Origin of the sequence: Massilia sp. S19_KUP03_FR1 (assembly GCF_036688685.1) — a bacterium.
Taxonomy (GTDB): Bacteria; Pseudomonadota; Gammaproteobacteria; order Burkholderiales; family Burkholderiaceae_D; genus JALYUM01.
The window spans coordinates 17,322-42,184 of sequence record NZ_JAQQPS010000024.1; the positions used below are offsets into that span (position 1 = coordinate 17,322).

The following is a 24,863-nucleotide window of genomic DNA, read 5'->3' on the forward strand; positions in this document are numbered from 1 at the left end:
GCGCCTCACGCCACGTAAAACAGCACGGTAATATAGTGGCAGATACTGCCGCCCAGAACGAACAAATGCCAGATCCCGTGCCCATGGCGCACCTTGTGGTCGGTCGCATAAAACGCGATGCCCACCGTATAGAACAGGCCACCCGCCGCCAGCCAGGCGAAGCCGTGCCAGCCCAGTGCGGCAATCAGGGGCACGATGCCGACCACCGCCAGCCAGCCCATCAACACGTAGATGACCAGCGACAGGATGCGCGCGCCGCGGGCGTACCAGATCTCCTGCACGATGCCGAACAGGGCCAGAGACCACACCACGCCGAACAGCGACCAGCCCCAGGCCCCGCGCAGCGTGACGAGCGTAAACGGCGTGTAGCTGCCGGCAATGAGCAGGTAAATGGCGCAATGGTCCATCTTGCGCAGCACGTCCTTGGCCGTGCCGCGCACGCTGTGGTAGAGGCTCGATGTGGTGTACAGCGTCAGTAACATGGCCGCGTAGATGCTGAAGCTGACTATTTTCCATGGGTCGCCAGCGCGCTCGGCCACGGCGATCAGCAGCACCCCGCTGACCGCGGCCAGGGCCGCGCCCACCAGATGGGTGATGCTGTTGAAACGCTCGCCGTAATACATGTCGCACCGTTTCTCGAAAAATGCCTCCAGGTCAGGCGTATCCCGTCACGGTAACAGAATTGTCTGCGCGCGTGAGGATCAGACCCGGTTGTTCGAACTGCGCACCCGCAGCGCGCCGGCCAGTGCGAAACCGGCCAACAAGAGCGCCAGCGAAGCCGGTTCCGGCACCTGCGCGGCGCTGTCGAAGGTGAGGTCGTCCATCACGTACGACGCTTGTGCGCTGCTCAATACAACCAGCGTGTCAATCGCGCTGTTCCAGCCGGCATCCAGGAACGCGGGTGCGCTTGACAGTTGCAGCATCGACGAGCTGGCGACCAGCTGGCCGGCCAAGTACAAGTCGAAGCGCACGCTGTTGTCGGCGTCGCCGGCGAACCAGGCGCCGTCGAACACGGTCGGCGCCAGGAAGCGGATGGTGCTGGCAATCGGCCCGCCGTCGATCCAGTCGGTGGTCACGCGGCCGGTGCCGGAATGGGCGGTGAACGGCGCCTGCTCGCTGGTGAAGACGGACAGGCCGGCACCGGACCAGTCCAGGCCACCGTAGTTGCCGGGCACAAGCGCGTAACTGTCGGGGCCGACGAGATCGTCGAAATGGAGGACGGTGGCCGAGGCGAAGGGTGCGCACAGAGCGAAGGCGAGGCTGGCGCCGACCTTGCGGATAAGCGGATGCATAGGATTCCTTTTAGATGAATGATCAGATCAGGCCCAGGGCCGGGTCGCTGATGGTGTGGCGCCCGGTTTCGACGCGGCCGGCGAAGCGGCGCAGGTAGTCGGGCTGGCTCGATACCGTGGCGCTCAAGTCGTACCAATAGGCATTGCCGGCCAGCGGGATGCGCACCGTCAGCTCACTGCGCGGCGCCAGCGTATGGAGCTGCTTGAGGGGCGCATAGGCGTTGGCCAGCAGGTTGAAGGTGCAGGGCGCCGCGCCCAGGTTCAGCAGGCGCAGCACCAGTTCACCGGTGCCGGCGTCGCAGCGCACGTGCACGTCCGGACGGGGCTGGCCGGCCGCGACCGCGCGCAGGGCACTGCCCGTGAAATGACGGTGGTAGCCGTTCGGCCCCAGCACCCACAGGTCGTACCCGCCGCCGACTGCCGGCGCCCAGCTGTCGACCAGCGATTTGCCCGCTTCGACGGTGTAGCGGCGTGGTACGGCGGCCAGGTCCTTGCGGTCGTACACGTGGAACACGGCGCCCTGGCGGCCGGTATTCGAGAAGGTCAGCGCCACCCGCACAGCAGCCATGGTGGCGCCGGGCTGGACGTCGCAGGTGGTTGCCAGTTCATACGGCAGAGCGCGCGACGGGCGCGTGCCGACCGCCTGCACGGGCAGTTGCGGCGTTGCGGGTGGCACAATTTGCGCCAGCGCTTGCTGTGCGGCGCGCAGCGCGTCGGCCTGGCTTTTGCTGGTGCGGCCGGCCAGCACCGGCAAGGCCTCGGTGTTCGGCGTGACGAAATTGAACGCGCTGGTCAGGTCGCCGCAGACGGCGCGCCGGAACGGGCTGATATTCGGTTCCCTGACACCGAAGCGCGCTTCCAGGAAGCGCAGCACCGAGGTGTGGTCGAACACCTGCGAGTTGACCCAGCCGCCGCGGCTCCACGGCGAAATCACAAACAGCGGCACGCGCGGGCCGGGCCCGTACACGCGCCCGTCCGCAGCCGGCTGGCGGGTGCTGCCCGCCGGGCGGCCGTGGGTGTAGTACTCGGCGCCCAGATCGGCCTGCGCCAGCGTGGTCTGGCCGGCGTAGCCGCCCTTGCCGTCGGGCGAAGGCGCGCTGGGCGAGGGTACGTGATCAAAGTAGCCGTCGTTTTCGTCGTAGTTGACGATCAGAACGGTCTTGCTCCAGACCTCGGGGTTGGCCGTCAGTGCATCGAGGATCTGCTGGACGAACCACGCGCCCTGCACCGGGCTGGACGGGTCGGGATGTTCGCAGTAGATCGACGGCGCGTTGATCCACGACACCTGCGCCAGCTTGCCCTCGCGGATGTCGCGCCTGAAGGCGTCCAGGTACTGTTCGGGCTGGGTGCCGGGCAGGGTGTTGGCGATGCCCTTGTAGAGCGGGTTGTTGGCGTTGTCGCTGGCCGCGTCATACGCGTGGTAGGGCACGGCCTGGCCGGTGCTGGTATAGGGCCGGCCGGGCGAACCGCCACTGGAGACGGGGTAGCCGGACGCGATATTCGCGCGCCGGAACTGGCGGAACGCGCCCAGCATGTTGTCGCCCCATTCGTCGGGCATGTTCTGGTAGCTGATCCAGCGCACGCCGGCCGCCTCGAGCCGCTCGGCATAGGTGGTCCAGGTGTAGCCGGTATTCACGCCAGCGGCGGTGCCGTCGATGGCGTCCCACTCGTTGGTGACGAAAGCGGTGCCTGTGGGCACCGCGCCGTTGGTGCCGGTCAGGAAGAACGAACGGTTGGCGTCGGTGCCGGTGTGCATCGCGCAGTGATACGCGTCGCACACCGTGAAGGCATTTGCCAGCGCGAAGTGAAACGGAATTTCGTTCTGCTTGAAGTAGCCCATCGAGATGCTGGTCTTGTAGCGCGGCCACTGGTGCATGCGGCCGTTGTCCCAGGCATTCTGGCTGTCGTTCCAGTCATGCGGCGTGCCGTTGGCGCGCTGCGCGTTGCCCACGCTGGCGTCGAGGTGGAAGGGCATCATCAGGTTCCCGTTGGCCATGCGCTGCTGCCAGACATTGCGCCCGTCCGGCAGCGGGATCGGGAAGCGGTCGCCGAAGCCGCGCACGCCGGGGAGGGTGCCGAAATAATGGTCGAACGCGCGGTTCTCCTGCATCAGGATGACCACATGTTCGACGTCCTTGATGGTGCCGGTCGCGTTGTTGGCCGGGATCGCCAGGGCGCGCTGTATGGATGGCGGAAAGCTTGCAAACGTGGCGGCGGCGATGCCCGTACGGGCGCTGCTGCGCAGGAAACTGCGGCGTGAAGTCATGACGTTTTTCCGAAGACGTTGGGGGACGCGCACAGGCAACGCGCGTTGCTTGATGGTTGTCTTGCCGATACGACTGCTGACGTCGCCAATGTAAGGCGCGTGCATGACGGCAAGATGACAGAGGACCATGGACGACCTTGCCCACGCGTCTCTTTCCCGGTGGTGATTGCGGAACAAGCTGTTTTATAATTACAAGTTCGCAACTTTTTTCCATTCCTTCACGAAGCCAGAGCTGGCTGTTGGCGCAGATAGACATCACCCTATGACACACATGAAAACAACGATGATTTTTCGCAAAGCTGCGCTTTTCAGCACGGTCGTATCCCTGTTACTGGTCTGCACGGTTGTCCAGGCTGAAACAAGCACGGCACCGGCACTTGCACCGGATATCGCCAGGGATTTCGTTCGTGCCCACACGCTGCTCGATGTGGGCGGCGGCAGAAAGATGCATTTGTATTGCCGTGGCGAAGGGGCGCTAACGGTGATGTTTGACGCGGGTCTGAGCGATTGGTCCAGCATCTGGGCGCTGGTTCAGCCGCGCATTGCAAGCCGCACGCGCGCCTGCACTTATGACCGTGCCGGGATGGGGTATAGCGATCCGTCGAATCGACCAAGTACACCGTTCAACATCGTTGAAGATTTGCGTCATTTGATCAAAGCGGCAGGCATTCCGGGCCCGGTCTTCCTGGTAGGGCATTCGCTGGGTGGCTTCAATATGAAGCTGTTTGCCGCCAGCTATCCCGCCGAAGTGGCAGGCCTGGTCCTGGTTGACCCAACGGAAGAGTTGGAAGAGGCGCGGGCGCGCCAGCTGGTGACGGCGAAATTCGGCGCCGCAACATTTAAAAAAATGTATTCGGAAGAAAATGGCGTTTCAGCCTGGCTCGCGCATTTCCAGCAATGCACGGACGCGGCCAGAAAGCAGGATCTGGATCCGCTCTCGGATCTGTATAAACAGTGCACCGATCCTGTCCATCCGCCCCTGGGATCCCTGATCGCCCAACACCGCGCAACGGTACAGGTGCGCTATGCCTACCAGGCCGCCCAGGCTTCAGAAGCGCGCAATTGCGTGATCGCGCCCAACCCGGATCTCGATGCGCAATACGCCAGGATATTTGGCAAGAAAAACGCGCTTGGCAATCTACCGTTGATCGTGTTGAGTCACAGCATTAAGGACAAGACATCGCCCTTTCCGGACGAGGATCAGGTTGTCTTGCTGGCCTTGCATGAGCAGACCACGGCGTCGTCTACGCGCGGACGACATCGTGTGGTGCCGGACACGCGTCACAACATCGAAGTCGATGATCCCCAATCCATCGTGCTGGCAATTAATGATGTTCTGGACATGCTTGGCGTAGCGCCATAACGTACAGAAATAGCACCGTAAGGTGCGTGCGCTGTGGATCAGACTGTATGAGACCTGGATAGCGGTTGGTGACCGTCTGATTCCGGTCACGGCACCCCGGTCCATCGCATCCCGGTCGATTTCATTCGCCGACATCCCGATGCCACTGTCGGGATGCAACACCAGGACGCACGAGAAGCCGGGATGCGAGCCGTCCTCTAAGATCACATGCGTCGCATGGCGATCCGTTCGCGTACCAGTGTTTCAAACGGCAGGCCTTGCACGGGTTCCAGGATCTAGCCGGCCAGATGCGCCGCGCCGCGTCGAAGCCGGCGCGCGTCGACGCGGCGACCAGCACGCGCAGCCGGTCGGGACACGACACCGCGCTTGGAAAATCAGGCGCAGCCTCGGGGCTGTTCGGCAGCAAGCCGGAGACGTGGCCAGAGGGGGTGACAACAGCAAGGCGGTTGTCCGCCGACGTGATCGGCGTGATGTTTGTATCGCATCCATTGAGCAGCCCTGCGTGACGTGGTGGTGGACTGGGCAATGTACCAAATTGACCATAACGAAAATCAATATTGCGATCGTCGGCAGGCTGGTGTGCCAGACGGTCGCAAACCAGCATTGGATTCCCCCGCATGTTCTTGCAACATTGCAGCCATCGTCTGGTAACACCAGCGCTATCGATCAAGACGCGACTGACCTGGAGCCGCGATGGACTGCAGCTCAACGGGAGCTAATCGGGTACCAGGAGATCAAAGACGTCTTGCCGGTTGGCAACCAGGCGCAAGGTCGCCGCTTCGCATTCCACCAGTTCCATTTTTTGCCGCAGCAACGCCATGCCGTGTTCCAGTTCAATCACCCGTAAGCTTTCCAGGTCCATGCCGATCTGGTGCACACCAGTTGCCGGTAGCGTCACCTGGTCGGGGCGGTATGGTATGCCGTTATGGCGATTACCCAACAGCACCATGCCTTGCACCCGGCCGCGCACCGTCATCGGGAAAGCCAGCTCGCACGGCAGAATTGCCCGCTCGGCGAGGTCGGCGACGCGATGGCTGTGGCGCAAATCGATCGCGACATCGTGGTCGACGCCGACGCTGGCGGGCGCATCCGCCAGCGTGGAGTACGTCATTGCATAGTTGCCGCTGGCGTCGACTGCATAGATCGCCACGCCAATGGCACCAGAAAACGCCGTCACGGCCTGGACGAATTTTTCCTGCAAGGCTGCGGTTTCCGAGATATGGGCCGCAATGTCGAGAAACCGACGCAAGTTCTCCGCCGCCTGATAAGCGATCATGCAAGGGTGTACCTGCGTCGGCCGCCAGAATTATTTTTGCGTTTCCTGGCTGGCTGCAAAGCGACCGCGACGATCGTGATGTGCACACCGCGCAAGGCCAACGCCCGCGTCCCAAGCAGGCTCGGTTCCGTGTTGTTGCACCCGGAGGAGACTGGGTCGGCTTCAAGATCCGACAGATGCAATGCCGCTCAGGAACCGTTCAAAGCCCGCTTGGAAAAGGCATGTGTGAGCGCCGTTCATTCACCCACGCCTCGGATGAGGACTTGATCTTCGGCAGCGCAGCGACGATGGCCGGATCCGTGCTAAGGCTCAATTTCGAGAGCTTGCCCCATGCCCGTAGCTGCGGCTCGTCGCCCACGAACACCAGTACGAATGGCGACTGGACGACGGTATCGATCACGTTCACGACGCATTCACCGGGCTTTCTGCAATAAGTACTGCTGGTGCTGCGCCCGGGTTCGGACAATTCGTAATGACGAAACAAATAGCGGGTGCCTTGCACCTCCACATTTTCTGACCGCCACATCTTGCTGTCATCAAAAATCTTGTCAGTCGCGCTGACCGAGATCCCCTTTTCCAGTCGCGCAACCTGGACGCGGCCGATCGAGGTGCCGGCGGCGCAACCGGCGAGGCTGAGCGCCAGTGCAATCATGGCAAATGACGTGTTGTAGCGCATGGGTGCTTGTCGATACCTTGGTGAGTTCAGCTCGCATCTGACCAGGACGGTCGCTCGACGGCGCTGCTTTTTGCCATTCGAAATTGATTGCCTGAGTGAATCTTTTTAGCAGGGTAGGGTGAAATCGTGCGGATAGCAAGCCGCCAGGACCGTCTGTTGGGAAAGTGGCACAGTGCGCAGCCAGGGGATGGCTGAGGATCGGTCCCTGTGGTGTCAGGCCTTTGTCAGCACCGCCCCGCCTGGCGATGCTGCGCAAGCGCCGTATCGGGAAATGGCTGCCGCATCACTCGAGAGCGGCAGACCATGCTTTGCGATCATGAAGAGGACAAGTTCAATCCGGTCATCTTGACAACAACGAAGGTGAACAGCCCGATGGCCAGGGCCGCCAGCACGGCCACTGCAGCTACCTTGGCGCCTGCGCGCAGCACGGCGCGCCGCCCGTTCAGTTTCTTGCCCTGGTCGTAGTGCCACTTGATGGCGAAGAACATGCCCGTGCCAAGCACAAGCGCCTTGAACGCCACGAAGATTACGGGGATCCATTCCATCATTTTGCGTATTTCCAATCCATTACTTGAGACTACCCATCGTGAGGATCACTACCTCAACATGCTGCTTGAGCAGCTTCATTTTTGTTCTGACCATCGCCCTGCCATCTGTTTCAAGCTGTCACGCATGCTTGGCGCGTGTTGCTGCAGGTTCTGATGCATACTACTTTAAAGCAATCTCCATACATTGAGACAAAATGTCCCAGTTGAAAACCATACAAGATGATCCTGTGCCTGTCTGGTTGCCGCGCCTGGTCGGCAACAAAGGGCCACGTTTCCTGCAAATTGCGGACGCCTTGCAGGCTGCGCTGGTGGACGGATCGCTGGCGCCGGGTGACCGTCTGCCGCCGCAGCGCCAGTTGGCAGCGCAGCTGGGCGTCGACCTGACCACGGTCACGCGCGCCTACGACGAAGCCAGGCGGCGCAACTTGCTGGAGGGCCGCGGCGCGCGCGGCACATATGTCGCGGCCCCGAAAGTCGTGTTGAATCCCATCCTCGACCTGAGCATGAATACCCCGCCACCGCCAGATGGGGTGGACTTCGACGACCTGTTGAAACAAGGTCTGTCGCAAGTACTGATGAGGGCAGACAATGCCTTGCTGATGACCTACCACCTGGCCGGGGGCAGCGAGGCCGACCGCAAGGCGGGCGCCAGATGGCTCGCGCCCATGTTTGGTAATCTGGATGCCCGCCAGATCGTGGTCTGCCCGGGTGCGCAAGCGGCGATCGCCGCATTGATCCTTGCGCTGACGCAGCCTGGCGATGTAATCCTGGTCGAGCCCATGAGTTATCCCGGCTTGCTCACTGCAGCGGCCCAATTCGGCCGCCACGTCATTGCCGTGGACGCGGACCAGCACGGGATGGTGCCGGAGATGCTAGAAGCCGCTTGCCGCCAGCACAAGCGGGCGCTGGTCTATCTGAATCCGACATTACAGAACCCGACCGCCATCACCATGCCGGAACACCGGCGCAAGGAACTGGCCGGCATCGCGCAGCGCTGCAAGGTCGGCATCATCGAGGACGATCCCTACTGGCTCCTGGCCGATGCAGCGCCACCGCCTGTGGCCAGTTTCGCGCCGCAGCAGGTATATTACATTTCCACCCTGTCGAAATGCCTGACGCCCGGGTTGCGGGTCGCGTTCGTGCTGCTGCGTGATGCGCAGCTGCGCGAGCGTTTCCTGGTCGCGCTGCGATCGTTTGCACTGATGGTCGCGCCCCTGACCGCCGCGCTGGCCACCCAGTGGATCGTCGACGGTTCGGCGCAGGGCTTGATGGAAGGCATACGCACGGAGGCGCGCCTGCGCCACCGCATGGCGCGCACTATTCTGGCGGGGCGCTACAGCGGCGCGGGAGATGGCCTGCATGTCTGGCTCGCCTTGCCGTCGTATTGGCACGCCACAGAGCTGGCCCGGGTTGCCGGGGGCGAGGGCATCGCCGTCACGTCGGCGCAGGCATTCGCCACCGGCAGCGCATCCGTGAATGCCATCCGCATCTCTTTGGGCAACATCAAGGACCGGGCGCGCTTGCAGGTGGGTCTGCAACGGCTGTCTCATGTGCTGGCGCAGCGACCGGAGTCGTTCAGCGCAGCGGTGGTGTGACTGGCCAGAATCCGCTCTGCTTCATGGCTTGATTGGCGCGAAATCCAGCGCATTAGCCCCACGGCATTTCGCCTTTGGCGACTTTGGCGCCAATCTGCAATGCAATGCCCATCCCCAAATCCGGATAAAGCGTCGTCATGGCGGCGATCAGTTCGGCACTATTGGCAGTCTTCGCCAACGCCTCGTCGAATGCGAGCAGGTAATCACGGGTAAATTTCACGGCCGAGATATCGGTGGCGGCCGCGGGCGTCATGTGGCCAGGAATAACGCTGATCGGTTTACGTGCCGCCATGGCATCCAGATTCTTGATCCAGCTCGCACGCGCGGCCACCGTCGCTGTGTCGGCTGTCCACACGTGGGTGCCGGAGAACACCAGCACGCCGCCCAGCACCATTTTCAGCGAAGGCGACCACAGATAGCGACGATTCGCCATGCCAGTCGCATCCACGATGTCGATGGTGTGATTTTCTAGATGCAAGCTGGGGCCATCGAACGCTTCCGGGATGACGATGTCAGCCAGCGTTTGCGGACCGTTTTCTTTCAGCTGCGGCCCCCAGGTCGCCAGCTTTTTGTCAACGCTGGCCTTGATCGCGGCGATGGTCGCTGAGGCGGCGACAATCCGCGCTTGCGGGAACGCCGCCTTGAGCGGGCGCAGTCCAAAGTAATAATCCGGATCGCTTTGGCTGATGTAGATCATGGTCAGTTTTTTGCCGGTTTTTTTGATGGCGGCGATCAGCGTTTGCGCATCTGCAAAAGTGAATCCAGCGTCAATCAGTATGGCCTCCGTGGCGCCACTGATCAGCACGGGCGCGCGGAAGAAGCCATTTTCACCGGCAGGGAAATGGGCCTGACGCAGGCCAGCGTTAGCAGCAAGGGCAAACTTGCTGCCCATCATGGCCGTGGTCACGCCAGTCGCGGCGGCGGTTTTCAACAGGTCGCGTCTTGTCATCATGTTCTTCTCACTTTCAATCGGATTAAAAATTGCACTACCGGGTACATGGCTGCGTCGCGCAAGCGCGCCGCAACTGCGCTGATAACGCGTTCGGCTCGGCGTAGCGCCCCGGCGACCGTCGTATTCATCAAACATGCCATGCCGGAGTCAACATGGCGTCGATCTTAACGCCATTTAATTGAACTTTAAATACATACGTGATATACAAGCCGTATGCTAAATCCATACAATCAAAATGAGGTAGGCCTCGGTGAGTTGAGTAATCTGCGGCGCCTGGCGTATTTCGCCGCCGTGGTCGAAACGGGATCGTTCACCGCCGCCGCCGAGCGCCTTGGCATCACCAAGGCCGTGGTGAGCCAGCAGGTGGCGCGATTGGAGCAGGAATTTCGTACCTCCCTGCTGGTGCGCACCACGCGCAAAGTGCAGCCCACCGAGGTCGGGCAGGCGTTTTATTTGCGCTGTGCGCGCATCCTCGGTGAAGCGGAAGCGGCGTTCGGTGAACTCGCTGACGCGGTCGCGGATCCGGTTGGCACGCTCAGGCTGACTGCGCCGTTTGATTACGGCATCAATGTCGTCGTGCCAGCCATCGCATCCTTTACCAAGCGCTACACTGACTGCAAGGTCGATGCGGTGTTTAGTGATCAAACACTGGACCTGATGTCAGGCAGCATCGAACTGGCGATTCGTGTTGGATGGTTGGCGGACAGTAATTTGCAGTCGCGCCAAATCGGCACGTTTCGTCAATTGCTCGTAGCGCCGCCAGGGTTGCGCTCCCAGCTTGAAAAATTGACCAGCCCGGCGCAGCTGGCCGATCTGCCATTCGTCGCCAATACTGCCTTGCGAGAGCCGTTGCGATGGGAGTTCACACGTCACGAGACGGAGCGTTCAAGCTTGACCGGGCAGGCCGCCATTTTTCTCGACACCACCCTGGCGGTACGCGAAGCTGTCCGGCAAGGCGCCGGGCTATCGGTGCTGCCTGATTACGCACTCGCCGACGATCTGGCAAGCGGACGTTTGCTGCATGTGTTGCCGCAATGGCAGTTACCAGCAGGCGGCATCCATGTCGTTTTCCCATCTGCGCGCTTTCGCCCGGTCAAGGTGCGCGCCTTCGTGGACGTGTTGGCGAGTCATGAAAAAGCGCGTTATGCGAATGCCGCAACAACTTAAAACATCACCGTAGCAACAGCACCGTCTCTGCTTCTTGCGCCAGCGCGCAGGTGCACCGCCGCTCCTGGATTAACGCTACATCCGGATGAAGTTGTGGGTGGACAACGGTCCGAACGGCAAGGAGGTGAGCGGTCCGCCAACATCGAGTGCACCGAGGTCGACCGCGATAAAACCGGCCGCTTCCATGATCGCGCGCACCTCGGCCTTGGCCGCGGCGTCGTCACCGGCGTAGAACAAGACCCGCTTGCCACCGGCCACATCCGGCTCGTTGAGCACATTCACGTCGTTGTGGTTAAAGGCTTTCACGACGCGCGCGCCCGGCACGTACTGGCCGATGATCTGGCTCGAGTGCTTTCCACCGAGGTCGACAGCCTTGATGCCGTACGCTGCCAGCGGGTTGCTCGCGTCCTGCGCATCCGGTGACGTGGCCGGGTCGAAGAACGCCACCGGGTTGGTGCCGTCAATCACGATGCGACCGTCCCACGCCGGCAGGCTGCCCAGCACTTTTTCCGCGTCGACCCAGCGCACCGCGACCAGCACGATGTCGGCGCTGGCCGCCTCTTCGACGGAGCCTGCCTTGATCGTGGGACGCAACTCGTTGACCAGGTCGGCCAGCGAGGCCGGTCCGCGGCTGTTCGAGATGGTGGCCGAGAGGCCTGCTTTGGCGAGAAGGCGGGCGAAGCTGGCGCCCAGCGCGCCAGAACCAATGATGCCGATAGTCATGATGTTTCCATTAGGATGAGGTGGATGGCTTGTCTGCCTGGGGCCATTCCAGGATCTTGTCGTTTCTAGTGTTAGTAACAGTGGACTATAATCAGTTTCAATTATTACTTGAAGGTAAAGCCATGGAGACGCTGGCCAATCTGGAATCCTTCGTCCGCAGCGCCGAGAGCGGCAGCTTTTCTGCGGCCGCGCGCCGACTCGGCCTGACACCGGCGGCGGTTAGTCGGAATGTGGCGTTTCTTGAGCGCAACTTGGGCGTGCGATTGTTTGCGCGCAGCACCCGTGGCCTGACGCTCACGGAAGCGGGTGAACGGTTTCGAGGCTCTGTACAGAGCGGTCTCGACGGGATCCAGGAGGCCATTGCCGACATCAAGGTCAATGCCGGGCAGCCGGCCGGCGTATTGAAGCTGAGCGCAGCCCCCGGCTTTGGCATGGATTTTTTGTTGCCGCTGATGCCGGCGTTCCTGGCGCGTTATCCGGGCGTGACGCCCGATTGGGTGTTTGACAGCCGCCCGCTGGAGCTGATCGCAGGCGGCTTCGATGCGGCGTTCGGCGCGGGCTTCGAGCTGCCACCGGGTGTGGTAGCGCGCGAACTGGCACGCGTGCACTTGATCGCGGTCGCCGCGCCGGCGCTGTTACAAGGCCAGCTTCGCCCCAGAGATCCGGCCGGACTTGCCGCATTCCCCAGTGTGGTGATGCGCTCACCCATGACGGGGCGCGTGCGCACCCAAGTTATGCGCAACAAGGCTGGCGCCGAAATGACGGCGAAGCAGCGGGCGGTGATGCTGGTGAACGATCCGGATGCGCTCAGCCGCGCGGTGGTGCTCGGCCTTGGGGTCGGCTTGATACCGGTGTCGCACGCCGCCCCCCATCTTGAAAGCGGCGCGCTGGTCCGCATGTTGCCCGCCTGGTATGGCGATGTCGGCGCGATCTCCCTCTATTTCACCAGTCAGAAACTGTTGCCGGCGAAGACGCGCGCGTTTGTCGATTTTGTCGTCGAGGCGTTCCGCTTGCAGCAGCTGCCGCACTTGCTGGCCGACCAATAGGGGGGACCTGCATCAGGCCTGCAAATACCATGGATGTGGAAAAAAATTGAAAATAGTCCTGATTGGATACGGCAGCATCGGCCAGGCGCTCACGCCGATGCTGCTTCGCCACTTCCCGCAACTGGAATCGATTCGCGCCTTCGCCGCCGACGATCGTGGTCTTGCCGTGGCGCAGCAATACGGGGTGCTGTTCGCGCTGCATGCACTCACTGCCGATAATTTCCGGCGGGTTCTCGCGGCGAGCCTTGCCCCCGGTGATTTGCTGATTAACGTTTCGGTCAACGTTGCATCGCTCGCCTTAATTGCATGGTGCCGCAAGAATCTGGTGCTGTACCTCGATACCTGCCTGGAACCCTGGGCGGGCGGTTACGAGTATGCGCAGATCACCAACTACGCGCTGCGCGAGCAGGCAATGCGCTTGCGCGGCAAGGGACCGGTGACGGCGTTGGTGGCCAACGGTGCGAACCCCGGCCTGATCACGCATTTTGTGAAAATGGGCCTGGAAGAACTTGCGCTGATCAAAGGCGTCAAGTTCTGCGGGAATCACGCGCAGCTGGCGCTGGACCTTGGCGTGAGCACGGTGCAGATTGCCGAATGCGATACGCAGGACGATCAGCGGCCCCACCCGCGCAACACCTTTGTCAATACCTGGTCGGTGGACGGTTTCATCGCGGAGCTTTGTCACCAACCGGTCGAAATGGGGTGGGGCTCCCACGAAGGGCCGCGCAATGATGTACGAGGCTTTGACAGGTCATGCAGTGTGACCATGCCGGGGCGGACCGGATTGGATACAAGGGTGCGCTCCTGGGTGCCTTCGGTCGGTGAGCAGGCGGCGCATCTCGTGACGCACCACGAGGCACACTCCATTGCAGACATGCTGACCGTGCGCGAGCACGGCCTGGTCCGGTACCGTCCCACCGTGTACTACGCCTACCGGCCGTGCGAGCAAGCCAGGGAGATGATCGACCGTTTGCGCAGAAAAGTCGCGTGCGTGCGCGCGGTCGAGAAAACCGTCATGCAACATCCTGTGACGGGACAGGACGAACTTGGCGCGCTGCTGATTCACAATACCGGCGCTTACTGGTATGGTTCTACCCTTACTGCTCAGCAAGCCAAAGCACTGGCGCCTTGCAACAACGCCACCTCGATGCAGGTCGTCGCGACGATCGTCGCATCGATCAAGTGGATGTTGCTGCACCCGCATGAGGGCGTGATCGAGCCGGAGGATGTCGATCACAATTTTGTCCTCCATGATGCTTTGCCCTGCCTCGGCCACGTAGGCGGCGTCGAAACTGGCTGGCGACCCGCGGATGTAGATCGCCCCCAGCTTCAGGACTACTTGATCCATTCAACATGAAAAAATCGAAAGCTGTACCGCTCCTTCTGCTTGGCTCGACTGCTCTGCTGGCGGGATGCACGCGCAATCCCGCTGACCGGCAGCAAGTCCAGGAGGTGCGTCAGGACGCCTACTCGACGGTCGAAGCCTGCGACCGTGACTGGGTCGACGATGCGTGCGTGCGTAGCGGCGGCGGCTACCTTGGACCGCGCTATTTTTATAGCCATGAGAACCGCACGCCTTACGTTATCGACAGTCAGGGCCGCACCCGCGCCATGCCCGGCCACTACGGCGCCTACAACGGCTACGGCAGCGGCGCTGCCGCTGCTCCGGCAAATTCGCCGGAGCGCACCACCATCGTCACCGCGCAGCGCGCTGCATCGATTTCGCGCGGCGGCTTCGGTGGCGGTCGTAGCAGTGGCTCGTTCGGAGGCTAGATGCAACGCATTCGTGTAGACGAGCGTGCCAACAAGGCGCTGCGCCTCGAAGCGCGCGGTCTGTCCTTCCACGCATGGGACAACTATTGGAAAGAAACAGCGGCATACAGGTTCACCGCCCTCCAGGTGGACCGCATCGAGGCGGCGACCAACGAGTTGCTGCACATGCTGGAAGAGGCCGGTGAGTATCTCGTGAACAATCAGCAGCTCGGCCTGCTTGGCATCCCGCCGCAGTTCCACGACGCTGTCACGGCGTCGTGGCGCAACGAGGCGCCCACGCTGTACGGTCGGTTCGACTTCGCCTTCGACGGTGAGGGCTGCCCGAAGATGTTGGAGTTCAACGCTGATACACCGACATCGCTGCTCGAGAGCGCCGTGTCGCAATGGGACTGGTTACAAGACGTGATGCCGCACGCCGACCAGTACAATTGTTTGCACGACAAGCTGGTGAAGCAGTGGCACATCATCATGACGAAGGGTCGTCCGACCGGTGCGCTGCCGCGGCGTATCCACTTCGCATCGGTCTCGGACAACGAGGAAGACTGGATCTGCGTCCACTACCTCATGGACACGGCAGTCCAGGCGGGTTTCGACGTGCAGCACGTCTTCACCGAGGCGCTGGGCTTCAACCATGACACGGGCTACTTCGTCGATGGGGAGGATGCGCAGATTGACGTCCTGTTCAAGCTTTACCCTCTGGAATGGATGATGCGTGAAGACTTTGGCGTGCACCTGCTGCACACCAACACGCAAATCGTCGAGCCTCTGTGGAAAGCCATGTTCTCAACCAAGGCGATATTGCCGGTCCTGTGGCAGCTGTATCCGGACCACCGGCTGCTGCTGCCGGCCTACTTCGAGCACGACGTCCTGCCCGCTGACTTTACCTCCTACGCGCGCAAGCCGCTCTTCTCCCGGGAGGGCGCCAACATCACCCTGATCCGGGACAGCAAGGCGATCGCGCAAGGGCAGGAGCAAGCATACGGCGCGGAAGGTCATGTGTTGCAGTTGCTCACCGAGCTGAAGGCCCACGATGGCTTCTTTCCCGTCATCGGCGCCTGGGTGGTCGGCGCTGAGGCAGCGGGCATGTGTGTGCGCGAGGATACCAACCGCATCACGACCAATATGAGTCACTTCGTTCCACACTTCTTCGAATAAAAGGCAAACCCATGTCCGGCTACACGATCGATCCAGGCTTCATCAACTTCATCGGCTATTTGTTCACGGCGGTCGTCCTGCTCGCAGCCTTCATGTTCATTTACTCGGTCACGACGCCGTACAACGAGTTCCGCGAGGTCCGGGACGGTAACGTTGCTGCGTCGGTGGCTTTCTCCGGCGCGATCCTGGGCTTCATTTTTCCGCTGATGGCTGCCATCTTTTACACCCACAATCTGTTTGAGATGGCGAAGTGGGCAGCGATCACCGGCATCGTGCAGATGGTACTGTTCCAGGTCCTGCACAAGATCAATGGGTGCGGTAACTGCATTCGTGAACGCAAGGTCGCTCCGGCGATCCTGTTGGCGACGATGTCGATTGCCGTCGGCATGCTCAACGCCATTTGCATCAGTTACTAAGATGCCTGGTTCAACCCCTTCACGACGGCGCCGAACGAACGCCAGTGAAGTGGTCCGAGGTCTGCGTCAGCCGCGCGCCGCCTGTCGGTAGTGTGGCGCTACCATGCAGTATTCCACCAACCATCGCTCAGCATGCAACGACGCACCTTCCTTTACGCACTCACGCTGGCCGCCGCCAGCGCACCGATGCTGGCGGCGCGCGCGGCCGCCGATCCGGCACTGCTGGCGCAACTGCGCCGCGGCGGCAATGTCATCCTGATGCGCCATGCCGCCACCACGCCCGGCACTGGCGACCCGGACGGCTTCGTGCTGAACCAGTGCGGCACCCAGCGCAACCTGTCCGAGGCCGGGCGCCGCGATGCCGTGCGCATCGGGGCCGAGTTTGTCCGGCTCGGCATCCCGGTCGCCGACGTGCTGTCGAGCCGCTGGTGCCGCTGCCTGGACACGGCGCAACTGGCGTTCGGGCGGGTCACGCCGGCACCGTTGCTGGACTCAATGTTTGTCGATGATGCCGAAACAAAAGCGCGCAAGCTGCGCGCCGCGCAAGCGTGGCTGACCACGTTCAAGGGCGCCGGCAACATCGTGCTGGTGACCCACGACGTGAATATCCGGGCGCTGGCGGGGCCCTATGTCGAGCAGGGCGCAATGGTGGTGGCGACCGTGGGCGATGCCGGCGCGTTGCGGGTGGCCGGTGTGTGGCTGCCCTGAGGGCGCCACTCTTCGTGGGCGGCGGGCACGACTGGCGCGTGCGCGTTAGAATGGCGCCCCCAGCATTGGCTGGGCGACCATTTCCAGGAAACCCCCTCTCATGACCGATGTCTCCACGCCCGCAGCGGCCACCAAAAAAATTCGCGTCGGTATCGTCGGCGCCGGTACCTGGGCCGAATACGGCCACTTACCCGCGCTCGCCTTGCTACCTGAATTCGAACTGACGGCGGTCTACAGCCGCAGTGCCGAAAAAGCCCACGCGGTGGCAGCGCGCCATGGCATCGCCTATCCGGTCACCTCGCTGCAGGCACTGGTAGAACACCCGGAGGTGGACCTGGTGCTGGTGCTGACGCAGGCGCCCCAGCATGAAGCGGGCATCCGCGCGGCCATTGCTGCCGGCAAGGACGTGTATTCCGAATGGCCGCTGACAACCAGCACGGCCGTGTCGGCCGAACTGGCGGCGCTGGCCAGCCAGGCCGGCGTGCGCCACGTGGTGGGTCTGCAGCGGCGCCTGGCGCCGAGCTATCGCTACATGTCCGACCTGCTGGCCGAGGGCTATATCGGCGACCTGCGCTCGGTGCGCATGCACGTCAGCGTCGACGCGTTCGGCGCGCGCCGCATGCCGTATCTGGCCTACACCGTCCCGCCCGAAAATTTCTCCGACCTGCTGCCGATTTTCGGCGGCCATTTTCTCGACATCCTGTTCAAACACTTCGGCTTTCCGCGCACCATGAGCGCCCTGACCGCCAACCAGATCAAGCAGGTGACCGTGGTCGATACCGGCGAGGTGCTGGCGCACACCAATCCCGACCAGGTGCTGCTGCACGGTACCTTCGCCAACGGCGCGGTGCTGACGGTCCAGCTGGAAGCGGGCAAGCGCAACAACTTCGGCGTGCAGATCGACCTGACCGGCACCGAAGGCGACCTGCGCATCACCAATGCCACCAGCTTCGGGCCGTCGGACAACCTGCTCGAAGGTGCGCGCGGCGATGGGCAAGCCTTGCAGGTGTTGCCGGTGCCGGCCCATTACAACTGGCTGCCCGATGCCACTTTGAGCGGCAGTGTGGCCGAACTGGCCCACCTGTACGCGGCCTACGCCCGCGATGTGCGCGACGGTTCGCAGCTGGCGCCGACCTTCGCCGACGCCGTCAACATGCACACAGTGATCGACCAGATCATCGCCTCCGACCTTGCTGGCGCGCGCGTCACGCTCGCCGCTTGAACCTGCTGCGGCCGGCGTCCCGTGCTGGGCGCCGCGCCCACCCGATATGACCCCTGAAACCTTGTTGTCGCCCGCTGTCCGGGCGCGCGCGGCGGCGCCGTTGCCGCTGTCCTCCCTGCTGGCCCTGACCATGGCCAGCTTCGTCGTGATTCTGACCGAAGTCCTGCCGGCCGGGCTCTTGCCGCAACTGGCCGCCAGCTTGCACAGCTCGCAGTCCGTCATGGGGCAATTGATCGGCATGTATGCGCTCGGGTCGTTGCTGGCCGCCATTCCGCTGGCCGTGGCGACGCAAGGCGTGGGCCGGCGCACGCTGTTGTTGGCGGCGCTGGCCGGCTTTGTGGTGGCCAACACCGTCACGGCGTTCGCCACCAGCCTGCCGCTCATCTTCGGCGCGCGCTTCATTGGCGGCGTGGCCGCCGGCCTGGCCTGGTCGATGCTGGTGGGCTACGCGGCGCGGATGGTGCCGCCGCACCAGAAGGGCCGGGCGATCGCGATTGCCATGGCCGGCACGCCGCTGGCGCTGACGGTCGGCATTCCGGCTGGCACCTATGCCGGCAATCTGCTGGGCTGGCGCATCGCGTTCGGCATCCTCAGCGCGCTGGCCGCGCTGCTGATGGTGTGGATCGCTGTCAAGCTGCCGGCCATGCGCGCCGTGCCAGGCCAGCAACGCCAGCGTGTGAGCAGCGTATTGCTGCTGCCGGGCGTGCGGACGGTGCTGGGCGTGCTGCTGCTGTATGTGCTTGCGCACAATATTCTGTACACCTACATTGCGCCGCTGGCTGCACTGGCGCAGCTGGCGCAGCGGGTCGATTTTCTGCTCGCGCTGTTCGGCGGCTGCGCGCTGGCCAGCCTGTTGCTGGTCGGGGTGCTGGTGGACCGTTGGCTGGCCCGGCTCGTCACGGCCAGCATCGTCCTGTTCCTGGCCGCGTGTGCGCTGCTGGCGCTGTGGCCCGCCGCGCGCGCTGCCGTGTATGTGGCAGTGGCCCTCTGGGGCCTGGCGTTTGGCGGCGTGGCGACCCTGTTCGTGACGGCACTGTCGAACGCGGCGGGGGAGGCGCAGGACGTGGCCCAGTCGATGATGACGACCGTGTGGAATCTGGCGATCTTTGCCGGCAGTGTCGCCGGCGGCATGTTGCTGGGACAGTTCGGCGCTAGTGCGTTCGCGTACGCGGCCAGCGCGGCGCTGGGACTGACGCTGCTGATCGTGGTGCAGACCCGGCGCCGGTCATGGTGGCGCGGCGCGGCGGCGCGCTGATGTTGCATGCTCTCCACAAGGCAATGCGAGGTGTTGCAATCGAGCGTGGCGTTACACACGGTTACCATAAAATAAACGTGCAGCGGCGTTGCTTCTATTACCGCTAGTAATGGTCATTTCGTTACGCTTGCGCCCCGCTTGCGTGCATTCCAGGCCCCGGCCTGGCTCCAGAATTGCCTTCGCGTCAAGGCAATAAGACAAGATGCAAAAATGTTTGTGACTGGCAGTCGCGTTGCTGCGGAATTGGTCCAGCAATAATATGAATGCGTTATCCACCGCACCAGGTGACGAACGCTTCGATGATCGATGGCGCCAAGCAGCTGGGCATTTTGAATGCATCCAATGACAACATCACGCCATAGTTTGAAATCCATCCAGGCAAAACGCGCAGAAGCACTCGCACTTTTCGTGTTCCTGGGTTTGTTCGTTGTAATGATGGGCGTGTCGCTGTATTTCTCCGTGCTGGGCAAGTAACTCGCTTTTGAGCGCACCGGACCGCATCAAGCGCCGGCCGCGGGTGCGGCGCCGAGTACTTTAAGCACTTCGTAACAGGCGCCCATGGTGTGGTAATCGGTTTTGCCGGCCGGGCTTTTTTCGTCGCTCAACTTGCGGTTATCGCCGCCCAGGATCCTGAACCAGGCGCCGTAGCGGTGGTCGACAAAATGCGTCCAGCTATACGCCCATAAGCGCGCGTACCAGTCCCAGTAGGCCCAATCGCCAGTGCGAACCGCCAGCACGGCCGCTGCGGCGATACTTTCGGCTTGCACCCAGAAGTATTTGTCGTCGTCGCAGACATGACTATCCGGTCCGAAGCCGTAACACAGGCCGCCGTGCGCATGGTCCCAGGCGCGCGTGACGGCGCCATCGAACAGCGCCTGCGCGCGCGGCAGCAGCCAGTCGGGCGCGCCGCGCAAGTGGGCGCCGTGGCGTTCGAGATTGAGCAGCAGCTTGGCCCATTCGGTGAAATGGCCGGGCTGGAAGCTCCACGGACGGAACAGGTTTTTGGGATCGTCGCGGTTGTAGTTCCAGTCGATCGACCAGTCGGCGTGGTAGTGCTCCCAGATCAGCCCATCAGCCAACGCCGCCTGGCGCACCGTGATGTTGTGCGCCAGCTGTTCGGCGCGGTGCAGAAAATGCGGCGCGCCGGTCGCTTCGTAAGCGGCGAGCAAGGCTTCGCAGCAGTGCATATTGGCGTTCTGGCCGCGATACGGATCGCGCGTCGACCAGTCGGCGCTGGCCTGGTCCGCATACAGGCCGAACGCCGCATCCCAGAAGCGCGCTTCCATCAGCGCATAGGTTTCATCGATCCAGGCGCGCGCGTCAAGCATGCCGGCGGCAAAGGCATGGGCATACGCCAGCAACACGAAGGCCAGCCCGTAGCAGTGGTTGGTGGGGTCGAGGGACAGGGCGCGGCCATCCACCCAGCGCACTTCCCACGCATACGCACCGCTGGCAGGATTGCGGTGCGCGCTGCGCAGGAAGGCGACGCCGTGGCGGACGGCCTGTAAATAAGCCGGGTCCTTGAAATGGCGGTAAGCCTGCGCGTAGTTGAAAATGAAGCGCGTGCTGCTGACCAGGTGGCGGCTGGTCGCGTCGTACACCGTGCCGTCATCCTTGAAATAGTGATAAAACCCGCCGCTCGGGTCGATGCAGCGGGGGTGGTAGAACGCGAGCGTGTCCTTAACGTGGCCAAGCAGCGTGTCGGGATCGCGAAAATCAGGCATGGGCTGGTTCGGGTAATTCATCGGGCTCCTTGGCGCCGGTCATGACGGCGACCGTGTCGGACATGCTGATGTGCCTGGGGTCGACCACCGCCACCCGCTTGCCCAGGCGCTGGATGTGAATCCGGTCGGCGATCTCGAAGACGTGCGGCATGTTGTGGCTGATGAGGATGACCGACAGGCCGCGCTCGCGCACGCGGCGAATCAGTTCAAGCACCATATTGCCTTCCTTGACGCCGAGCGCCGCGGTCGGTTCGTCGAGGATCACCACGTGGCGCGCAAATGCCGTGCTGCGCGCCACTGCCACGCCCTGGCGCTGGCCGCCGGACAGCGTGCCCACCGCCTGCTTCATGGAACGGATGCCGATCTTCAGATCGCGCATATGGCCCTCGGCCTCGACCAGCATGCGGCGCTTGTCGATCAGGCGCAGCCAGCGGCCCAATACGCCCGGACGCAGGATTTCGCGGCCCAGGTAGAGGTTTTCCGCGATGGTCATCGCTGGCGCCACAGCCAGGTCCTGGTAGACGGTTTCGATGCCATGGCGGCGCGCGTCGATCGGGGACTTGAAGCGGACCGACTGGCCGTCCAGGCGCAGTTCGCCGGCATCGGGAATCAGGGCGCCCGAGAGTGCCTTGATCAGCGACGATTTGCCGGCGCCGTTGTCACCGATCACGGCCAGGATTTCGCCTGCGCGCAGGTCGAAGTCGGTGCCATCGAGGGCAGTGACGCTGCCGTAGCGTTTGACCAGGCCACGGGCCTGGAAGATGGTGGTGTTTTCAGACGTGCTCATGTCAACCTTTCTTGTGCGCCAGCTGGTCGGTGGCAACCGCGAGGATCACCAGTACGCCCGTGACGAGGATTTGCACGACCGAGGGCACGCCCATCAGCGTCAGGCCATTGCGGAACACGCCGACAATCAGCACGCCCACCAGCGTGCCGGCGATGGAGCCGCGCCCGCCGAACAGGCTGGTGCCGCCCAACACCACCGCCGTGATGCTGTCGAGGTTATCGGTCTGGCCGGCATTCGGATCGCCCACCCCCATACGCGCCACTGACAGCAGCGCCGCAATGCCGTAAAACATTCCCGCCACCATGTACACCGTCAGCAGCACGCGCGCCGTGGGAATGCCGGTCAGGCGCGCCGCTTCCGGGTTGTTGCCAACCGCGTACAGATGGCGTCCCGGCGCCGTCTCGCGCAGGAACAGGAAGGTGAGCACATACAGGGCCAGCATCAGGACGGTGCCGTAGGTGATGCTGGTCTGGCCCAGGCGGAAGGTATTGCCGAAAAACGTCAGTGCCTCCGGCAGGCCGGTGACGGTCTGCGCCTCCGAATAAATCTGCGTGATGGCGAACACAATGTTCATCGTGCCCAGCGTGACGATGAACGGCGGCAGTTTGATGGCCGTGACCAGCGCGCCGTTGACATAGCCGATCAGCACGCACACAGCCACCCCGCACAACACGGCCAGCCCCGGGTGCATGCCATGGTCGACGGCGAGCTTGGTGATGACCACCGAGCCCAGCGCCATGGCCATGCCGCACGACAGGTCGATGCCGGCGGTCAGGATGATGAGGGTCTGACCGATGGCGATCACGCCGACCACCATCACCTGCTGCAGGATCAGCGAAAAGTTCTGGCCGCTCAAAAAGCGGTCGGACTGCGTGGCGAAGAACAGGCAGGCAGCCAGCAACGCCGCCAGCGAGCCGAGCACGTTCATGGGCGGCAGCATTTCTTTGAGTCGCTGTTGCGGCGTTTGCCGTTCAGTGGCGGCGCCACTGTCGGCCTGCGCCGCGTCATGGGTTGACGCGGCTTTCTGGTTTGCTTGCATGCGGTTCCTTTGGCAGATAACGTGACAGTGATGCGCTGTTTCCTTACGTGGTTACTTGCTTGCTGCCTACTTGCCCCAGCAGCCGCTCGTGCCGAAGGCAGCGTCGCGGCTGGCGACGCCGGTTTGCGGCCGCTCGGAGATCAAGGTGACGCCGGTGTCGACATAGCCACTGGCCTTCTTGCCGGTTTTGGCATACGCCACGCCGGCCTCCACGCCCAGGCCCGCCATTTTCAAAGGATACTGCTGCGCGGTGGCGGCAATCACGCCGGCCTTCAGGTCGCGCACGCCCGCGCAGCCGCCGTCGATCGAGACGATCATCACGCCTTTCTCTTTGCCGGCAGCCTTCAGCGCTTTGTATGCGCCGGCCGCAGCCGGTTCATTGATGGTGTAGACCAGGTTGATGTCGGGATTTTTTTGCAGGCAGTTTTCCATGGCTGTCTGGCCCTTGCCCTGGTCGCCGTAGCTGTCGGCCGCGCACACCACATTCGGGCCGGTGGACTGGCCCACCGTCTGGGCGGTGATGCCCGGCACGCCCATGCCGGCCAAAAAGCCATTGTGGCGGGCGATGCCGACCGGGTGGCCAGGGAACAGGTCGAGTGTGGCGATTTTGACCGGCTTGCCGGCGAAGGCGACTTTGGCGTATTGACCGATCAGCTGGCCGGCCTTGAAGTTATCGGTGGCGAACAGGGCATCGGTGGCGTTGGCCGGTTCGGCCGGGCTGTCGAGCGCGATCACCATCACGCCCTGGTCGCGCGCTTTCTTGATGGCCGGGACGATGGCTTTCGAATCGTTGGGTGTGATCAGGATGGCTTTGGCACCGGCCGAGACCATGTTCTCGATGGCCGTGACCTGGCCCGCATTGTCGCCGTCGGCCTTGCCGGCGGCCGTCAACAGTTTTGCGCCTTGCTTCTGGGCGGCCTGCTGCGCGCCTTCCTTCATTTTGACGAAGAAGGGATTGGTTTCGGTTTTGGTAATCAGGCCAATGATGGGTTCGGCGGCGTTGGCAAGGGTTGCGCTTACTGCGACGGATGCGACCAGTCCCACTGCGATGCAATGCTTTGCGTTCATTCTGTCTCCTCATATTTTTTATAAAACGCGGGCAGTGTTTGCGCCGCGCTACCTAAAATATAAGCTTATCGGTTTGATAAAACAATGGTTATCTGGTTCAGGCTGGCTCGCCTGTGCATTGACGCAGCCCGGATCGAACCGTTAATCTCTACAGAATTTGACGATGCTTTGCGCGAGAGGTTCCATGGAGACGCTTGATATCGAACACGCAGTGACCCGGCTGGTTGCCAGCCTGGTGCCTGGCCAGCGCACCATGCTGGGCCTGGCGGGCGCGCCCGGCGCCGGCAAATCCACCGTGGCGGCGCAGCTGCTGGCTGCGCTGCCCGGGCGCGCCGTGGTGGTGCCGATGGACGGCTTTCACCTGGCCAACGCGGAACTGGCGCGCCTGGGGTATGCCGACCGCAAGGGCGCACCGCACACCTTCGACAGCGCCGGCTATGTGGCGCTGCTGGCGCGCCTGCGGCGGCGCGCGGCGGGGGAAGTGGTGTATGCGCCGGCATTCCGGCGCGAGATCGAGGAGCCCGTGGCGGGCGCGATTGCAGTGCCGCCGGAAATCGAGCTGGTGATCACGGAAGGGAATTATCTGCTGCTCGGTGACGGGCACTGGGCCGGTGTGCGGGCGCAGCTCGATGCGGTGTGGTACATCGACATCGACGACGCACTGCGCCGTGACCGCCTGGTGGCGCGCCATGTCCATTACGGGCGCACGCCGGACCAGGCGCGCGCGTGGGTCATGCGCAGCGACGAGGCGAATGCGGTGCTGGTGGCGGCCACGCGTGCGCGCGCCGACGTGGTGCTGACCTGACGATACG

The 24,863-nt window shown here is 62.9% G+C and carries 24 protein-coding genes; 12 read left to right on the forward strand and 12 right to left on the reverse strand.

Features of this window, described 5'->3' with window-relative positions; all coding sequences use genetic code 11:
- Positions 1–5: 5 nt before the first annotated feature.
- The 3 genes from trhA to V6M87_RS22515 all read right to left on the reverse strand — a co-directional run bounded on the left by trhA (position 6) and on the right by V6M87_RS22515 (position 3,558).
- Complete coding sequence (trhA, locus tag V6M87_RS22505; protein ID WP_332878909.1) at positions 6–623, reverse strand: PAQR family membrane homeostasis protein TrhA; 618 nt, start codon at positions 621–623, stop codon at positions 6–8.
- Between the two features lie 78 nt (positions 624–701).
- Positions 702–1,292, reverse strand: a complete 591-nt coding sequence (locus V6M87_RS22510; protein ID WP_332878910.1) for a PEP-CTERM sorting domain-containing protein — start codon at positions 1,290–1,292, stop codon at positions 702–704.
- Positions 1,293–1,314: 22 nt separating this feature from the next.
- Positions 1,315–3,558 carry a phosphocholine-specific phospholipase C gene (locus tag V6M87_RS22515; protein ID WP_332878911.1) on the reverse strand — a complete coding sequence of 748 codons (2,244 nt, stop codon included), beginning with the start codon at positions 3,556–3,558 and terminating at the stop codon, positions 1,315–1,317.
- A 271-nt stretch (positions 3,559–3,829) separates the two neighbouring features.
- Between V6M87_RS22515 and V6M87_RS22520 the strand changes: the two genes are divergently transcribed.
- Positions 3,830–4,921, forward strand: a complete 1,092-nt coding sequence (locus V6M87_RS22520; RefSeq protein ID WP_332878912.1) for an alpha/beta fold hydrolase — start codon at positions 3,830–3,832, stop codon at positions 4,919–4,921.
- Positions 4,922–5,636: 715 nt separating this feature from the next.
- Here V6M87_RS22520 and V6M87_RS22525 read toward each other — a convergent pair.
- From V6M87_RS22525 to V6M87_RS22535, 3 genes are all read right to left on the reverse strand, one after another.
- Positions 5,637–6,197: a hypothetical protein gene (locus V6M87_RS22525; RefSeq protein WP_332878913.1), complete on the reverse strand. Its 561-nt coding sequence runs from the start codon at positions 6,195–6,197 to the stop codon at positions 5,637–5,639.
- A gap of 199 nt (positions 6,198–6,396) precedes the next feature.
- Entirely contained in the window at positions 6,397–6,873 is a 477-nt protein-coding gene (locus V6M87_RS22530) for a hypothetical protein (protein ID WP_332878914.1), read from the reverse strand.
- Between the two features lie 314 nt (positions 6,874–7,187).
- The gene (locus tag V6M87_RS22535; protein WP_332878915.1) at positions 7,188–7,421 is read right to left on the reverse strand and encodes a hypothetical protein; all 234 of its coding nucleotides are present in this window, start codon (positions 7,419–7,421) and stop codon (positions 7,188–7,190) included.
- A 194-nt stretch (positions 7,422–7,615) separates the two neighbouring features.
- Between V6M87_RS22535 and V6M87_RS22540 the strand changes: the two genes are divergently transcribed.
- Positions 7,616–9,016: an aminotransferase-like domain-containing protein gene (locus tag V6M87_RS22540; RefSeq protein ID WP_332878916.1), complete on the forward strand. Its 1,401-nt coding sequence runs from the start codon at positions 7,616–7,618 to the stop codon at positions 9,014–9,016.
- Positions 9,017–9,068: 52 nt separating this feature from the next.
- Here the strand turns inward: V6M87_RS22540 and V6M87_RS22545 are convergent, their stop codons facing one another.
- Positions 9,069–9,968, reverse strand: a complete 900-nt coding sequence (locus tag V6M87_RS22545) for an MBL fold metallo-hydrolase (RefSeq protein ID WP_332878961.1) — start codon at positions 9,966–9,968, stop codon at positions 9,069–9,071.
- A gap of 213 nt (positions 9,969–10,181) precedes the next feature.
- On the opposite strand from V6M87_RS22545, the gene V6M87_RS22550 reads away from it, so the two are divergent.
- Positions 10,182–11,135, forward strand: coding sequence for a LysR family transcriptional regulator (locus tag V6M87_RS22550; protein ID WP_332878917.1), 954 nt, complete (start codon positions 10,182–10,184; stop codon positions 11,133–11,135).
- 75 nt (positions 11,136–11,210) lie between these two features.
- Here V6M87_RS22550 and V6M87_RS22555 read toward each other — a convergent pair whose 3' ends face one another.
- Positions 11,211–11,858, reverse strand: coding sequence for an NADPH-dependent F420 reductase (locus tag V6M87_RS22555; RefSeq protein ID WP_332878918.1), 648 nt, complete (start codon positions 11,856–11,858; stop codon positions 11,211–11,213).
- A gap of 122 nt (positions 11,859–11,980) precedes the next feature.
- Here V6M87_RS22555 and V6M87_RS22560 point away from each other — a divergent pair, with 122 nt between their 5' ends.
- The 8 genes from V6M87_RS22560 to V6M87_RS22595 all read left to right on the forward strand — a co-directional run bounded on the left by V6M87_RS22560 (position 11,981) and on the right by V6M87_RS22595 (position 19,433).
- Entirely contained in the window at positions 11,981–12,904 is a 924-nt protein-coding gene (locus V6M87_RS22560) for a LysR family transcriptional regulator (protein ID WP_332878919.1), read from the forward strand.
- 46 nt (positions 12,905–12,950) lie between these two features.
- A complete protein-coding gene (locus V6M87_RS22565) occupies positions 12,951–14,261 on the forward strand; it encodes a saccharopine dehydrogenase NADP-binding domain-containing protein (RefSeq protein ID WP_332878920.1) in 1,311 nt (436 codons plus the stop codon).
- Entirely contained in the window at positions 14,258–14,677 is a 420-nt protein-coding gene (locus V6M87_RS22570; RefSeq protein ID WP_332878921.1) for a hypothetical protein, read from the forward strand. Before V6M87_RS22565 ends, V6M87_RS22570 begins: the two co-directional genes overlap by 4 nt.
- The gene (locus V6M87_RS22575) at positions 14,678–15,832 is read left to right on the forward strand and encodes a glutathionylspermidine synthase family protein (RefSeq protein ID WP_332878922.1); all 1,155 of its coding nucleotides are present in this window, start codon (positions 14,678–14,680) and stop codon (positions 15,830–15,832) included.
- Positions 15,833–15,843: 11 nt separating this feature from the next.
- Positions 15,844–16,248 (forward strand): DUF350 domain-containing protein, encoded by a 405-nt coding sequence (locus V6M87_RS22580; protein WP_332878923.1) that lies wholly within the window; start codon positions 15,844–15,846, stop codon positions 16,246–16,248.
- A gap of 132 nt (positions 16,249–16,380) precedes the next feature.
- A complete protein-coding gene (locus V6M87_RS22585; RefSeq protein ID WP_332878924.1) occupies positions 16,381–16,956 on the forward strand; it encodes a histidine phosphatase family protein in 576 nt (191 codons plus the stop codon).
- A gap of 100 nt (positions 16,957–17,056) precedes the next feature.
- Complete coding sequence (locus V6M87_RS22590) at positions 17,057–18,178, forward strand: Gfo/Idh/MocA family protein (protein WP_332878925.1); 1,122 nt, start codon at positions 17,057–17,059, stop codon at positions 18,176–18,178.
- 46 nt (positions 18,179–18,224) lie between these two features.
- The gene (locus V6M87_RS22595) at positions 18,225–19,433 is read left to right on the forward strand and encodes an MFS transporter (RefSeq protein WP_332878926.1); all 1,209 of its coding nucleotides are present in this window, start codon (positions 18,225–18,227) and stop codon (positions 19,431–19,433) included.
- 500 nt (positions 19,434–19,933) lie between these two features.
- Here the strand turns inward: V6M87_RS22595 and V6M87_RS22600 are convergent, their stop codons facing one another.
- The 4 genes from V6M87_RS22600 to V6M87_RS22615 all read right to left on the reverse strand — a co-directional run bounded on the left by V6M87_RS22600 (position 19,934) and on the right by V6M87_RS22615 (position 24,051).
- Complete coding sequence (locus V6M87_RS22600; protein WP_332878927.1) at positions 19,934–21,157, reverse strand: AGE family epimerase/isomerase; 1,224 nt, start codon at positions 21,155–21,157, stop codon at positions 19,934–19,936.
- Complete coding sequence (locus V6M87_RS22605; RefSeq protein WP_332878928.1) at positions 21,150–21,944, reverse strand: ATP-binding cassette domain-containing protein; 795 nt, start codon at positions 21,942–21,944, stop codon at positions 21,150–21,152. Before V6M87_RS22605 ends, V6M87_RS22600 begins: the two co-directional genes overlap by 8 nt.
- Before the next feature lies 1 nt (position 21,945).
- Positions 21,946–22,884, reverse strand: a complete 939-nt coding sequence (locus V6M87_RS22610) for an ABC transporter permease (protein WP_332878962.1) — start codon at positions 22,882–22,884, stop codon at positions 21,946–21,948.
- Positions 22,885–23,049: 165 nt separating this feature from the next.
- Positions 23,050–24,051 (reverse strand): sugar ABC transporter substrate-binding protein, encoded by a 1,002-nt coding sequence (locus V6M87_RS22615; protein ID WP_332878929.1) that lies wholly within the window; start codon positions 24,049–24,051, stop codon positions 23,050–23,052.
- 184 nt (positions 24,052–24,235) lie between these two features.
- On the opposite strand from V6M87_RS22615, the gene V6M87_RS22620 reads away from it, so the two are divergent.
- Positions 24,236–24,856 carry a nucleoside/nucleotide kinase family protein gene (locus V6M87_RS22620; protein ID WP_332878930.1) on the forward strand — a complete coding sequence of 207 codons (621 nt, stop codon included), beginning with the start codon at positions 24,236–24,238 and terminating at the stop codon, positions 24,854–24,856.
- The last annotated feature ends 7 nt before the right edge of the window (positions 24,857–24,863 follow it).